The following is a 13,955-nucleotide window of genomic DNA, read 5'->3' as shown; positions in this document are numbered from 1 at the left end:
GGCTTCAGCCTTCCTGCATCTGGGCGGCGCGGGCACAGGCCCGCCGCAGTACCCGTTGGGTGAGCTCATCGGCGAGATGCCGCTTGTAGTCGACCGGGCCGCGCTGGTCAGCCACCGGATCGCAGGCCTCCGCTGCCAGCCTGCCCGCCTCGGCGAACAGCTCCTCGTCCGGATGCCGGCCGCGGAGCACGGCGGCGGCCCCGGCCAGGGGGTGGTCAAGGCCCAGGGCGGTGAGCCCGACGGCGGCGTCGTCGACAGTGCCGTCCGCGGCGAGGGTGACGGCGGCACCTGCGGCACCGACCGCCCAGTCTCCGACCCGGCGTTCGACCTTTTCATAGGCGCTGCCCGACCGGGGGCGGATGCCGAACCTGAGTTCGCAGAGCAGTTCATCGTGCCCGACCGCGGTTTCATAGGGGCCGCGGTGGAACTCGGACATGGACAGGATGCGCTCGCCGCCTGGTCCGCGGATCACGGCCTCGGCGCCCAGGACCCCGCAAACCGTGGAGAGGTCCTCGGCCGGGTCGGCCTGGCAAAGCGAGCCGCCAATGGTGCCGCGGTTGCGGACCACGGGGTCGGCGATCACCCGCTCGGCGTCCCGCACGATGGGGAACAGCCCGGCCACCTCCTCCGACTCGAGCAGGGTGGTGTGGCGCGTCAGGGCGCCGACCCTTAGTTTGTTGCCGTCACGGAGGATGAAATCGAGCTCGTATAAGTCATTGATGTCGATCAGCCATTCGGGCCGGGAGAGGCGGAGCTTCATCATCGGCAGGAGGCTATGCCCCCCGGCCACCACCCGCGAGTCGGGTCCGTACCGGGCAAGAAGTTCCAGGGCGTTCTCCACCGTAGTGGCGCGCACGTAGTCAAATGGAGCCGGAATCTGCATAGTCCCTACCTCACTCCGAAAGGCCGGCGGCGTGGAGCAGCGGCTGCCTGGCGCCGGATTGACGTCAGTCTTGCCGCGGCCTGGCGGGGCTGTCAATATCGTCATAAGCGAAAGGTTATGAAGCCGTGGCGATGACATTGGGACAGTTGCGGACCTTCGCCCTGGTGGCCAAGCTGGGTTCCCTCCATGCGGCCGCCGTCCAACTCGGAGTCAGCGAACCGGCAGTCTCGACGGCGCTCGCCGCACTCAGGCAGGATCTGGGCGACCCGCTCTTCGTGCGCGCCCATGGCGGGATCGCGCTGACTCCCGGCGGCCGGGCGCTCGCCGAACATGCCCAGGACATCGTGGGACTGGCGGACCGGGCCCGGTGGGAGGTGGCACATGCCCAGACCGAGACCGGGCGGCTGAAAATCGTGGCGACGGCGCCGTTTGCCGAGCACGCGGCGGGGCGCCTGCTGGACCTTTTCACCCGCCGGGTTCCCGGGGCTTCCGTCGATGTGGTGGTGGAGGAAGCCGAGGACATCGCCTCGCTGATGCTCGAACGCGTCTATGACATCGCTTTGGGGGCCAGGCCCGCCGTCCGCAACGGCTCCCGTGCCAACGGCACTGGCGCCGTCGGCATCGACTCCGTCCCGTTCCTGCGGTACCAGCGGATCGTCGTGGCGGCCGCCGGACATCCGATCGCCGCCCTCCACGGGCCGGTCGCGCCGGCCGAGCTGGTGCGCAGACCCTGGTTTGCCGGGCCCGCCGGCATCCAGGCGGCCAGCGAGGAGGGCCGCTGGCTGGCCGCCCAGTCGGTGGCGCCGGAGATCGTCCGGTTGAGCAGCGAGACGGAGGCCCTGGCCGCCGTCAGGGCCGGAGAGGGAACCATGCTGGCGCTGGGGCATATTGTCCGGGCTGAAATCCGCAGCGGTTCCCTGGTCCGTGTGCCGGTAGCCGGAACGCCGATCTCCGGACTCTGGTGGGCCAGTACCCTGGACCGCGGCCGGGCCACCACCATGGCGCGGACCCTCCAACGGTTTGCCGGAACCGCCGACGCCACCGCGGCCATGGTCGCCCCCGGCGGTTCGCGAGGGCTGGAACGGCGGGGGTCCAAGTTCCACGTGGCGCTCTGGAGCTGAGGGGCCGCCGCCGAGCCGGCTGCCGCTGTGCCGCTGTGTCGCGTTGCGCAACGCCGGGGACGGGTGCTACCCCTTGAGGGTTAGACGATCCATTCACCCTGCGAGAAGGAGTAGCAATGACGTTGTCCCGAGACGAAGACAGCTCGCTGAGGCATTGGAGCAGCCGGCTGATCCAGGCGCTGCAGATCCTCGACCTGGAAGTCGACCACGAAAAGATCGTCCAGGTGGCAGAGGAATCGGTCAAAGCCGTCGGGCCGCATGCGGACGCCATCAGTGCGTTCATCGTGGGCTACGCGGCGGGTACTGCGTCCACCAAGGGCCGCAAGGGCACGCAGGAGGCCGTGCACGCCGCATCAAACAAGGTCATCGAGCTCTGCGAACATGGCGAGTCGGGCGGCCCTGACGAGAAAGGCTGGGCCAAGAGGGCCCAGTAGCCCGGCCCGCGAGCACCCTGGAAGCACGCCGGACCTGATGCACAGGGATCACGCCATGCGCGCGGTCCGCAGCCACTGGACATGCTCCGCGGTGGGGCGCAGGGACGGGCATGTTGGTGTTATGTCCACTCGCCGGGGCCGGGGCGGGGCATGTCCGGTGGTGCGGACTGGCCCGGCCCCGGCTGGCGGGTGCCTAGGGTGAGGCCACCCGGGCAGGGGCTGTTGCCGCGCCGTCGGGCGTCTGGTCCAGGCTCGGCTCGAGCCGGACGATGACTGCCTTCGAGACTGGCGTGTTGCTGCCTTCGGCCGTGTGGTTCAGCGGCACCAGCACGTTGGCCTCGGGGTAGTACGCCGCCGCGCAGCCCCGTGCCGTGGGGTACGACACCACGCGGAACTTGCGCACCACGCGTTCCTCGCCGTCGTCGTGCACGCCGTGGACGTCCACGTACTGCCCGTCCGCAAGGCCGAGTTCGGCGATGTCGTCAGGGTTCACGAACACCACATGGCGGCCCTTCTTGATGCCACGGTAGCGGTCGTTGTGCGAGTAGATGGTGGTGTTGAACTGGTCGTGGGAGCGCATGCTCTGCAGGATCAGGGTTCCATGCGGCCGTTCGACAAGTTCAAGATCATTGACTGTCAGCACGGCCTTGCCGGTGGGCGTGGGGAAGGTGCGGGAGTCGCGGGGACCGTTGGCGAGAATAAACCCGCCTTCCTGCCGGATCCTCTGGTTGTAGTCCTTGCAGCCGCCCACCACGCGCGAAATGTGGTCCCGGATAAGGTCGTAGTTCTTCTCATAGCCGTCCCAGTCGGCCTTGATCTTGTCGCCCACCAGGAGTTTGCCCAGCCGGCTCACGATGGCCGGCTCCGAGAGCAGATGGTGAGACACCGGCTCGACGCTGCCCCAGGACGGGTGCACGGCGCAGACGGTGTCCTCCACCGACACGAACTGGGGACCGGATTCCTGGATATCGATCTCGGTCCGGCCCATCGTGGGGAGAATCAGGGCCTCGCGGCCCGTCACAGTGTGCGAGCGGTTCAGCTTGGTCGAGATCTGCACCGTCATCTCCGTGTTTTGCATCGCAGCCTCGGCGGCGTTCGTGTCCGAGATGGCACCCACCAGGTTGCCGCCCAGGGCGACGAATACCTTGATCTCGCCCGCGCGCATCTTGTTGATGGTCTCGACGGCGTCCGCGCCGTGTTCGCGGGGCGGCTCGAAGTCGAACTCCTCGCCGAGGGCCTCCATGAAGGACTGCGGCATCTGCTCCCAGATGCCCATGGTCCGGTCGCCCTGCACATTGCTGTGCCCGCGGATGGGGGAGGCGCCGGCGCCCGGCTTGCCGATATTGCCGCGCAGCAGCAGGAGGTTGATGATCTCCTTGATGGTGGCAACACCCTTCTTCTGCTGGGTGATGCCCATGGCCCAGGTGATGATGACTTTCTCGGCCTTGAGATAGCGGGCGGCCAGCTCATCGATGTCCTCGCTGTGCAGGCCCGTGGCCTCAAGAACTGTGCCTTCATCCAGCCCGGCGAGGTGTTCCTTGAGCTCCTCGAGCCCCTCGCAGTGTTCCGCCAGGAAGGCGTGGTCCAGGACTGTCCCGGGGTTCTTGGCCTCGGCGTCGAGCACGCGCTTGGACACGGCCTGCAGCAGCGCCATGTCGCCGCCGATCCGGATCTGAAGGAACTGGTCCGCGATCTGGACGCCGTGACCGACGACCCCGTTGACCTGCTGCGGGTTCTTGTACCGGCGCAGGCCTGCTTCGGGGAGCGGGTTGACGGCCACGATCTCGCCGCCGTTGCGCTTGCACGCCTCAAGTTCGGTCATCATCCGGGGGTGGTTGGTGCCGGGGTTCTGGCCCATGATGATGATCAGGTCGGCTTTGGCGTAGTCGTCGAAGCTGACCGTCGCCTTGCCGATGCCGATGGTCTGGCCCATGGCCCAGCCGGAGGATTCGTGGCACATATTGGAGCAGTCCGGCAAGTTGTTGGTGCCGTAGCCGCGGACCATGAGCTGGTAGAGGAAGGCAGCCTCGTTCGAGGTCCGGCCGCTCGTGTAGAATGCCGCCTGGTCGGGGGAGTCCAGGCCCTTGAGCTTGTCGGCCACGAGCCGGAGCGCCTCGTCCCAGCTGACCGCCTTGTAGTGGTCCTCGCCGGCGGCCTTGTACACCGGTTCGGTCAGGCGGCCCTGCATGCCAAGCCAGTACTCGGTCTGGCTGCGCAGGTCGCTGACGGCATTCTCGGCCCAGAAAGTTGCGGGAACCACCACCGGGGTCGCTTCCCAGGTCACCGCTTTGGCCCCGTTCTCGCAGAACTCGAATGCCTTGCGGTGGTGGGGATCCGGCCACGCGCAGCTCGGACAGTCGAAGCCGTCCTTCTGGTTCATCGCCATGACGGTCTTGCGGGTCCGGTTCAGTCCCATCTGTTCGATGGCCGGCTTCATGGAGTGGTATACGCCCGGGACGCCGGCGGCCCAGCTTTTCGGCCCGTCCCCGACGACGAGATCCTTTTCGGACGGTTCCTCGATATGAGGAGTGTTGCGAGTCACGTGAACTTCCCTTCTGCAACCACCACCCGGATGGGGCGGCGTGCTGATCTGCCACTCTGCACCTTACCGTCAGGCCTATCAGCTTGATCGGAGCGCCGCAAGCAATTGCCCGGCCGGGGCAAGCTACCGGCCGGCCACGAGTGTGTCCCGGATCTCGCGGCGGAGGACCTTGCCGATCAGCGAACGCGGCAGCTCATCCACCACGGCAACGCGGCGCGGCACCTTGTAGGCGGCCAGGTTCTCCCGGGCAAACGCCAGCAGCCCCTCCGGGTCCAGGCCGGGGCCCGCGGACGGGACGACGGCGGCAACCACGTCTTCGCCGCCGCCCGGGCGGGGCAGTCCCACCACACACACGTCCCGCACACCGGGGTACCCGGAGAGGACATCTTCGACTTCCGTGGGGGAGACGTTGAATCCTCCCGTGATGATCAGCTCCTTGATCCGGTCCCGGACGGTCACGAAATCATCCTTATCTACCGAGACGATGTCACCGGTCCGGAACCAGCCGCCCTCCAGCAGCGCCTCCTCGGTCTCCTTCGGCCGGTTCCAGTAGCCGGCAAAGACCTGCGGGCCGCGGACCAGGAGCTCGCCCTCCTCTCCCGGGGCACGGTCCAGGAGGACGTTCCGCGGGTCCACCACACGAATGTCCGTCAGGGGAAACGGGACCCCTACGGTTCCCGGTTTCCGGCTGGGACCGAAGGGGTTGCCCAGGGCGATGGGCGAGGTTTCCGTCAGCCCGTAGCCCTCGATCAGGTAGCCCCCGGTCGCCTTCTCCCACGCGTCCACCGTCGCGGTCGGCAGGTTCATCGCCCCCGAGATGGAGAAGCGGATGCTGTCCAGCGCGATACCGCGCTCGGCGGCTGCGGCGGCGATGCGGTCGTAGATCGGCGGCACCGCCGGCAGGAATGTGGCAGGCGACTTCCTGTGCGCCTTCAGCACCAGGTCGACGTCGAACTTAGGGAACAGCACCAGTTTCGCGCCGATGCTCAGGGCGAACGTCATGCAGAGCGTCAGGCCGTAGGCGTGGAACATGGGCAGCACCGCGTACACGGTTTCCCGGCCGTCCTTGAGTCCCGGCACCCAGGCGCGGCCCTGCGCGGCATTGGCCTGCAGATTGGCATGGGTCAGCATGGCGCCTTTGGGCCGGCCCGTGGTGCCGCTGGTGTATTGGATGACAGCCAGGTCTGTGGCGGCCGGGCGCGGATGCTTTTTCTTCAGGTCGCCCGCGCCAAGGAGGTCTTTCCACGCCAGCACCCTCCGGTGCGCCGGCTGCGCCACGGGCCGGGGCGAGTGCTTGCCGGCGGTCAAGGCGGCACGGGCGGCGCGGGCCGCCGGCACGGGGAGCCGCAGCGCGACCCGTTGCAGCAGGGGCATCGCCGGAATCAGTTCAACGGAGACGATGCTCTGCAGCCCGACGTCGGCCGGCAGTTGGCGGACCTTGTCCACGGCCTTGTCCCAGACAATGGCGATGGTGGCGCCGTGGTCCTCGAACTGGTGGCGCAGCTCGCGGTCCGTATATAAGGGGTTGTGTTCGACGACCACGGCGCCCAGGCGCAGTGCCGCGTGGAACGCGATGATGTGTTGCGGGCAGTTCGGCAGGACCAGCGCCACCCGGTCACCGGCCCGGACGCCGAGCTTCCTCAGGCCCGCGGCCGCCTTGTTGATGGCGGTGCCGAGGTCCCGGTAGCTGGTGCGCGCTCCAAAGAATTCCAGGGCGGTCTTCTTCCCGTAGCGCCGGACGGACGAGTCCATCAGGTCGACGAGGGAACCTTCCGGGAGCTTGAGTTTGGCGGGAACCCCGGGGCTGTAGTGGCGGGTCCAGGGGCGGTCGGGACGCTTGGGCCCTGCGGATTTGGTGCTCATGGTGTGTCCTTGCCACTGGGCTGCGCTGTGATGTGCGGGGCTGTGCGGTGCCGGGCTGCCGGCCTCGGGCCCGGCCGGGCCCGTCAAGAAATCCTACCGGGGCGGCCCCGCCTGGACGCGCGTGCCGGGGAGGCCCCGGCGGCGGCCGGCGCCGGCCCGGAGGTGACTTTTGGCCCTTGGCACCCGGCAGGCCCGGGCGGAAGCTGGGGCGTACACCGCGAGCCGCGGGTCCGTGCAGTTCTCTGGGGTCGTTCAGGACACAGGTTCGCGCTGGTCACGGGTTTGCGCAGGTCACAGGTCCGCGCGCAATCAACGCACAATTTACGCAAGAAGAAGGTCCACGGGGGCGCCATGAAGTACCAGCAGCCGAGCCTGAACTTCCTTGGTGCCACCGACACCGTGACCGGTTCACGCTACCTGATCGACGCCGGCGGCGGGCGCGTGCTGGTGGACTGCGGACTCTTCCAGGGCTATAAGCGCAGCCGCGAGCGCAACCGGGCGCCCTTTCCGGTGCCGCCGCGGTCCATCGACGCCGTGGTGCTGACCCACGCGCACCTGGACCACACCGGATATGTCCCTGCCCTGGTCAGGGACGGGTTCGGCGGCCCCGTGTACGCCACGGCCGGCACCACAGACCTGTGCAAACTCATCCTGCCGGACAGCGGCCACCTGCAGGAGGAGGAGGCCCGGTATGCCTCGCAGCGGGGGTCATCCGCGCATGATCCCGCCCTGCCCCTCTACACGGCTGCGGACGCCGTCGCGTCCCTCAACAGATTCAAAATCGTCGAGTTTGATGTTCCCCTTGACCTTGGCGCTGGCATGGAGTTGACGTTCGTGCCGGCCGGGCACATCCTGGGGGCCGCCCAGGTGCACGTCCGGCTTGGCTCCCAGTCCGTGCACTTCACCGGGGACCTGGGCCGGGCCGATGACCCGTTCATGTATCCGCCCCGTCCGCTCGGCGAAACCGGCATCCTGGTGACCGAATCAACCTACGGCAACCGGAAACACTCCACTGAGGATCCGGAGAAGCTGCTGGGAGAGATCATCAACCGCGTCGCGAAACGCGGAGGGGTCATCATGTTTGCCGCGTTCGCCGTCGGCCGGGCCGAAACGCTGATGCTGTACCTGTCCCGGCTCTTGCGCAAGGGCGCGATTCCTCGCATCCCGGTCTACCTCAACAGCCCCATGGCCATCGACGCCTCCGAAATGTACCAGCGCCACCCCGAAGAACACCGGCTCAAGCGGGAGGAGTACGTGGACATGTACAAACTGGCCAAACTCACCCGCACCGTGGACGAATCCAAGTTGCTGAACCTGCGCGGCGGCCCCATGATCATCATCTCGGCCAGCGGCATGCTGACTGGCGGACGGATCCTGCACCACGTCGCGGCGTACGGCCCCGACCCGAAAAACGCCATCATCCTCAGCGGCTACCAGGCCAGCGGCACGCGGGGGGCCACCCTTGCTGCCGGTGAACGCGAGTTGCGCATCTACGGGGAGGACGTCAAGGTGCGGGCCGAGGTTATCCAGATGGAAAGCCTGTCCGCGCACGCCGACGGCGACGCCATCATCGCGTGGATGAGGACGGCAGAAGCAGCGCCCCGCATGACCTACATCACGCACGGTGACCCGGACGCGTCGGACGCCCTGCGTGTCAGGATCAAACGCGAACTCGGCTGGCGGGCGAGGGTGCCCGAATACCTGGAGACGATCGACGTCGAGGATCCGCGATGAACCCCGAGGCCGTCACCCGGTCCACCGTGTTGAAGGAGGTCCACGATCTCGCCCGGCCACTGAAAACCGATCGGGACCTCAACGGCCTCGTGCGGCGCGCGGCCGACTGCCGTTTTGTAGCCATCGGCGAGGCCTCCCACGGCACCCACGAGTTCTACACCTGGCGCGACACCCTCAGCAGGCGGCTCATCGCGGAGGAAGGCTACAACTGGATTGGGGTGGAAGGGGACTGGCCAGACTGCTGGCGCATCAACCGCTGGGTCCGCGGCCTGGAGGGGAAGGACCAGGGCGTCCACGCGCTGCTGGCCGGCTTCGAACGCTGGCCAACCTGGATGTGGGCCAACGAGGAAGTCGCGGCGTTCCTGGACTGGCTGCGCAGCTGGAACCTGGCCAGGCCGCTGGACAAACGTGTCGGCTTCTACGGACTGGATGTCTACTCGCTCTGGGATTCGCTGCGCGAAATCATCGGCTGGCTGCAGGCGAACGTTCCCGACGCCGTCCCCGCGGCGGAGCGCGCCTGGCAGTGCTTCCTGCCCCACCACGAGGACCCGCACCAGTACGCCTGGAGCACGCGGCTGGTGCCGCAGTCCTGCGAGCCCGACGTCGTGGCCCTCCTGACCGAGGTCAGGAACCGGGCCTTCAGCCCCGGCCGGCATGAGGAGGACGCCTTCGACGCCGTCCAGAACGCTGAAGTCGCGGCCAACGCCGAGCACTACTACCGCATCATGGTCCGCGGCGACAGGCAGTCCTGGAACGTCCGCGACCACCATATGGCCGACACCATCGACCGGGTCAGCAGGCACCTCGGTCCGGCGTCGAAGGGACTGATCTGGGAACACAACACACACATCGGCGATGCCCGGGCCACCGACATGGCGCAGGACGGCCTGGTCAACGTCGGGCAGCTGCTGCGCGAACGCCACGCGGGCGAAGGTGTGCTGCTGGTCGGCTTCGCAGCCCACCGCGGCTCCGTGCTCGCCTCCGACGGGTGGGGCCGCCCCGAACGCATCCTGACGGTTCCGGAAGCGCGCCCGGGCAGCCACGAAGACTTCCTGCATCAGGCCCTGGGGGTGCCCTCAGTGCTGGTGTTCGGCGACGACCGGACCGGGCCGTGGCTCTCGACACGGCTCGGACACCGGGCGATCGGCGTCGTCTACCACCCGGAACGGGACGCCGGAAACTACGTTCCGACCCGGATGGGGGAGCGCTACGACGCACTCATCTGGCTGGAACACACCGCAGCGCTGCGCCCGGTGCACCATGAAGGCCCGCCCCGCGAACCGGAGTTCGAGACCGAGCCCACCGGATTCTAGGCCGGTGTGCATTCCAGGAAGCAGGAATCAGCATGAGCAAAGCAATCATCGTCGGCGTCAACGGGTCCGCAGGCAGCAACGCCGCCCTGGCCTGGGCCCTTGACCGGGCCGCCCGGGACAAGCTCCCGGTCACGGTCGTCCACGCGGTGGACGACAGGTGGATGTCACCGGATTTTCAGTACCACGAGATCATCCGGGAATCGGGGATGGAACTGCTTCGGGACGCTGAGACGGCCGCCCGTGAACAGGCCCCGGACGTCACTGTGGACATCCAGCTGCGTCATGGCAGCGGCGGCTCGGTGCTCCGGGAAGTCTCCAAGGAGGCCGCCATGATCGTGGTTGGCGGCCATGACAAACATTGGATGGGCGGCGGTCCCATGACGGACCGGGCCCTGCAGATTGTCTCGGCCTCGGAATGCCCGGTAGCCGTCGTGCCGGCGAAACCGGCCACGGGGGCAAAGGGCGTCGTGGTCGGCGTGGATGGCTCCGAGGAGTCGCTGCAGGCCGTCGCCTTCGCGGCCGCCGAAGCTGATTGGGGTGGAGACGAGCTCACCGTGGTCCTCGCGTTCAAGAGCCCTGCCCGGTGGGTCGAGAAGCAGCTGCCGACCAGTGGTCTCGCCGAGAGCATCGTCGAAGAGGACCGGATTGTTCTCGCCGAGTCGGTCGCCGGGCTCGGCGACAAATACCCCGACCTGGTGGTCCATCAGCGCCTTGAGACGAACACCGAACCGGCCAAGGCCCTCGTGGATATCGCCGCCGGCGCCAGGGAGTTGGTGATCGGAAGTCGGGGACGTGGCGGTTTCTCCCGGACGGTGCTCGGCTCCACGGCGCACGCTGTGCTCCTGAACGTGCCGTGCCCCACCATCGTCACGAAGGTGCATAAGGTCAAGCACGGGGACTGACCGCCCGGCGAGCAACCCGTTGCCGGCAAGGTCCCGGAACTGGCTGGAGAGCGCCCTTTTGGAGGGGGCTTTCCGGCGCCGCCAACGGATGGGAGGATGATGCCGTGGACCCCTTCTTCAATTTCATCACGCACTTTTGGTGGCTCGTCTTTCCCCTGAGCGGACTGGCCGGCGGGTGGGCGCGGTCCTGGTCCAAAGCCGCCGAACGCCGGCACCGCCGGCGCGTGGAGCTTTACACGCTCAAGAACCAGGCGGCGCAGGCAGAGCAGGCCAGCCAGGCCGACGTGCTGGCCCTCATGAAGGCGCACGATACCGTCAACAAGCGCTGGCTGGACTACGAACTCGACGTGGGGAAGCTGATCGACTACCCGGTCATGACGGATGTCCGGGAGCCCCTCACCGTGGCCTTCCTCCGGGCCAAACGCGAGGCCGACGGGCTGCGCCCCGCCGCCCCGGCGGAAGTCAGGACTGCCGCGCGGCTTGCGGAGTACCGGTCGGCCGTGACCAGCTTTGAGCTCGCATTCGACGTCGCCGAACGGGAAGCCAAACGGATTAGGGACAGCAAGTTCACCGGTCCCGAACGCCAGCGGCTCGAGACCGCCCGGAAGCTCCTGAGGATCGCATCGGACGCGGCCGCAACTCCCGCCGAGCGGCAGACGGCCTACCGCCGCGCCCGCCGGGAACTCGACGGGCTCATCGTGCTGCCCGAGGCGACGCTCGCGGCGCTGGAGGACAGGATCGCTTCGATGCTCGGCGCGGGCCCGGCGCCTGACGTCCGCCGGGCCGTCTGAGCTGGGCCTTTTCCGGTGGAGCCGGGCGGTGCCAGCTGTGACCGGCATCGCACCGCCGCGGTGAAGGCCCGTGCCGCACAGGAGGACTAAATTTAGGGACTTCTGGCATGTTTTGCCCAGCCGTCTTTCCCACGTACCATCGATAAGGTTTCAAATCGCGTTAGCGCCACCGAATTCATCTGATCAGGCATCGAATGGACGTGGTGGCCATGCAGCAACGGGGATGTGGAACTGCCGACCGTGAACACTTCAGATTGGGCAACAGGTGGAAATCACCGTAATGGTGGCGCTAGTGATATCGCTGGCGCTGTTCTTCGACTTCACCAACGGATTTCATGACACCGCGAACGCCATGGCTACCCCCATCGCAACCGGCGCCATCAAACCGAAAACAGCAGTTGCCCTCGCGGCGGTGCTGAACCTCGTGGGAGCGTTCCTTTCCACGGAAGTCGCCAAGACCGTCTCGGGCGGCATCATCAAGGAAGGCTCGGACGGGGTCCAGATCACCCCAGACATCATCTTCGCCGGGCTGATGGGCGCCATTCTCTGGAACATGATCACCTGGCTCAAGGGCCTGCCGTCCAGTTCCTCCCACGCGCTGTTCGGCGGCCTGATCGGGGCCGCGATTGCCGGTATCGGCATCCACGCGATCAACTTCGAGTCAATCCTCCAAAAGATTATTCTCCCCGCGGTGTTCGCCCCGGTCATCGCGGGCGGCGTAGCCTACTTGTGCACACGGCTGGCGTACGCCCTGACCGCCCGCCATGACCCCGAAACCGGGGACAAGCTCACGCAGAAGCGCGGCGGATTCCGGACCGGTCAAGTTTTCACGTCCAGCCTCGTGGCTTTGGCCCACGGCACCAACGACGCCCAGAAGACGATGGGCATCATCACACTGGTCCTGATCTCCGCCGGCCTCCAGCCTGCCGGCTCTGGTCCGGAGTGGTGGGTTATCACCGCCTGTGCCTTCGCCATCGCGATCGGCACGTATTCCGGCGGGTGGCGGATCATCCGCACCATGGGCTCGGGACTCACCGAAGTGAAGCCCGCCCAAGGCTTTGCCGCCGAGACCAGCACCGCCACAGCCATCCTGGCGTCCTCGCACCTGGGCTTTGCCCTGTCCACCACGCAGGTGGCCTCCGGCTCGGTCGTGGGCTCCGGCATGGGACGGCGCGGCACTACGGTGCGGTGGGGAACCGCCGGTCGGATTGCCATCGGCTGGCTGTTCACGCTGCCGGCCGCTGGAATCATGGGCGCGCTGACGGCTCTGCTCGTGCAGACCGGGGTCGTAGGCGTGATCATAGCGGCAACTGCCGGCACCGCCGCAGTGGCCTATATGTTTGTGCGCTCACGGAAGTCGCCCGTGGGCAGCAACAACGCCGTCGAGATCGAGGAAGTCGGCCAGGCCGTGCAGTTCCGCAAGAAAAAGTCCGCCACCAAGTCGATCAAGAACGGCGGTGCCCAGCGATGAAATGGCTGGAACTGTTCAGCGTGGCGAGTGCCACGCTTGTGTCCGCTGTAACCGTGGTAGTTCTCTACTCCCTCGGCGTCCGGCTCACGGCCATCGCGGGGGACACCCGGACCTCCCCGGCGGCCTGGACGCGACCGCTCGCTTACACGTGCTTCGCTTTGTGCGGCGCCGCCATCCTCTTCGGGCTCTACCTGATCATTCCTTACTTCCACAAGTAAGCCGCTGCCCGCATCCGGGTCCGGTTGCCCGTGCGTTTCCGGCCGCCGCGTGGGGGTCGGCTGACCGTGCGTCAAGGGGATGGGACACCGGCCACCGCAGTGGCTAGGCTGGGGCCATGGTGAGCTTCCAGTACTTCGTGGCGTCCTCACTCGACGGGTTCATCGCCACTGCCGACGACAATCTGGCCTGGCTGCTGCAGTTCGACGGCTTTGAGGGCGGACAGGACAGCTATGACGCGTTCATGGCCGACGTCGGCTGCATCGTCATGGGCGGCGAGACCTACGCGTGGCTTCGGGAGCATGAACCGGACACCTGGCCGTATCCGGGCACACCCTCCTGGGTCTTCACCCGCCACGAGCACGCCGCCCCGAAGGGCGCGGATGTCACGTTTGTGCGCGGGGCCGTAGGCGAGTTCGTGGACGACCTCAAAGAAGCGGCGGGCGGCCGGAACGTGTGGGTTGTGGGTGGAGGCGTGCTCGCAGCGCAGTTCGCTGACGCCGGGCTGCTGGACGAACTGATTGTCTCGGTCATTCCGGTGGTCCTGGGCGGCGGCAAGCAGTTGCTGCCCATGGCGGGCCCGACGCCGCCGCTCGAGTTGACATCTTCCCGCACCCTGGGCAGGGGCATCGTGGAACTGCGCTACCGCTTCCCGGCCCGGGCGTAGCCGGATCCGGCTACGCCC

At 67.4% G+C, this 13,955-nt stretch carries 12 protein-coding genes; 9 read left to right on the top strand and 3 right to left on the bottom strand.

The annotated features are described in order from the left end of the window. Positions 1-4: 4 nt before the first annotated feature. Positions 5-883, bottom strand: coding sequence for an FAD binding domain-containing protein (locus ARTB_RS03800; protein ID WP_243177766.1), 879 nt, complete (start codon positions 881-883; stop codon positions 5-7). A 131-nt stretch (positions 884-1,014) separates the two neighbouring features. Between ARTB_RS03800 and ARTB_RS03795 the strand changes: the two genes are divergently transcribed. Together ARTB_RS03795 and ARTB_RS03790 are read left to right on the top strand one after the other, a co-directional pair. Next, the gene (locus ARTB_RS03795) at positions 1,015-2,004 is read left to right on the top strand and encodes a LysR family transcriptional regulator (protein WP_243177997.1); all 990 of its coding nucleotides are present in this window, start codon (positions 1,015-1,017) and stop codon (positions 2,002-2,004) included. A gap of 116 nt (positions 2,005-2,120) precedes the next feature. After that, entirely contained in the window at positions 2,121-2,438 is a 318-nt protein-coding gene (locus tag ARTB_RS03790; RefSeq protein WP_028276814.1) for a DUF6457 domain-containing protein, read from the top strand. Between the two features lie 193 nt (positions 2,439-2,631). On the opposite strand, the gene ARTB_RS03785 is transcribed toward ARTB_RS03790, so the two are convergent. Both ARTB_RS03785 and ARTB_RS03780 read right to left on the bottom strand, forming a co-directional pair. Then, positions 2,632-4,980 (bottom strand): FdhF/YdeP family oxidoreductase, encoded by a 2,349-nt coding sequence (locus ARTB_RS03785; RefSeq protein ID WP_243177764.1) that lies wholly within the window; start codon positions 4,978-4,980, stop codon positions 2,632-2,634. Positions 4,981-5,103: 123 nt separating this feature from the next. Next, the gene (locus tag ARTB_RS03780; RefSeq protein ID WP_243177762.1) at positions 5,104-6,843 is read right to left on the bottom strand and encodes a long-chain-fatty-acid--CoA ligase; all 1,740 of its coding nucleotides are present in this window, start codon (positions 6,841-6,843) and stop codon (positions 5,104-5,106) included. 351 nt (positions 6,844-7,194) lie between these two features. Between ARTB_RS03780 and ARTB_RS03775 the strand changes: the two genes are divergently transcribed. The 7 genes from ARTB_RS03775 (at position 7,195) to ARTB_RS03745 (ending at position 13,937) form a co-directional block, all read left to right on the top strand. Then, the gene (locus ARTB_RS03775) at positions 7,195-8,577 is read left to right on the top strand and encodes an MBL fold metallo-hydrolase (RefSeq protein WP_243177761.1); all 1,383 of its coding nucleotides are present in this window, start codon (positions 7,195-7,197) and stop codon (positions 8,575-8,577) included. Further along, positions 8,574-9,890, top strand: coding sequence for an erythromycin esterase family protein (locus ARTB_RS03770; protein WP_243177759.1), 1,317 nt, complete (start codon positions 8,574-8,576; stop codon positions 9,888-9,890). The genes ARTB_RS03775 and ARTB_RS03770 overlap by 4 nt, the downstream gene beginning before the upstream one ends. 32 nt (positions 9,891-9,922) lie before the next feature. Next, on the top strand, positions 9,923-10,792 hold the full coding sequence (locus ARTB_RS03765; protein ID WP_243177757.1) for a universal stress protein: 870 nt from the start codon (positions 9,923-9,925) through the stop codon (positions 10,790-10,792). 104 nt (positions 10,793-10,896) lie between these two features. Further along, positions 10,897-11,583 (top strand): hypothetical protein, encoded by a 687-nt coding sequence (locus ARTB_RS03760; RefSeq protein WP_243177755.1) that lies wholly within the window; start codon positions 10,897-10,899, stop codon positions 11,581-11,583. A gap of 265 nt (positions 11,584-11,848) precedes the next feature. After that, positions 11,849-13,054 (top strand): inorganic phosphate transporter, encoded by a 1,206-nt coding sequence (locus ARTB_RS03755; protein ID WP_243177754.1) that lies wholly within the window; start codon positions 11,849-11,851, stop codon positions 13,052-13,054. After that, complete coding sequence (locus ARTB_RS03750) at positions 13,051-13,272, top strand: hypothetical protein (protein ID WP_028276822.1); 222 nt, start codon at positions 13,051-13,053, stop codon at positions 13,270-13,272. The genes ARTB_RS03755 and ARTB_RS03750 overlap by 4 nt, the downstream gene beginning before the upstream one ends. A gap of 116 nt (positions 13,273-13,388) precedes the next feature. Continuing rightward, positions 13,389-13,937, top strand: coding sequence for a dihydrofolate reductase family protein (locus ARTB_RS03745; RefSeq protein WP_243177752.1), 549 nt, complete (start codon positions 13,389-13,391; stop codon positions 13,935-13,937). The last annotated feature ends 18 nt before the right edge of the window (positions 13,938-13,955 follow it).

It is taken from the genome of Arthrobacter humicola (assembly GCF_022803015.1).
Lineage (GTDB): Bacteria > Actinomycetota > Actinomycetes > Actinomycetales > Micrococcaceae > Arthrobacter > Arthrobacter humicola_A.
This window is presented reverse-complemented; position numbering and strand designations above follow the sequence as displayed.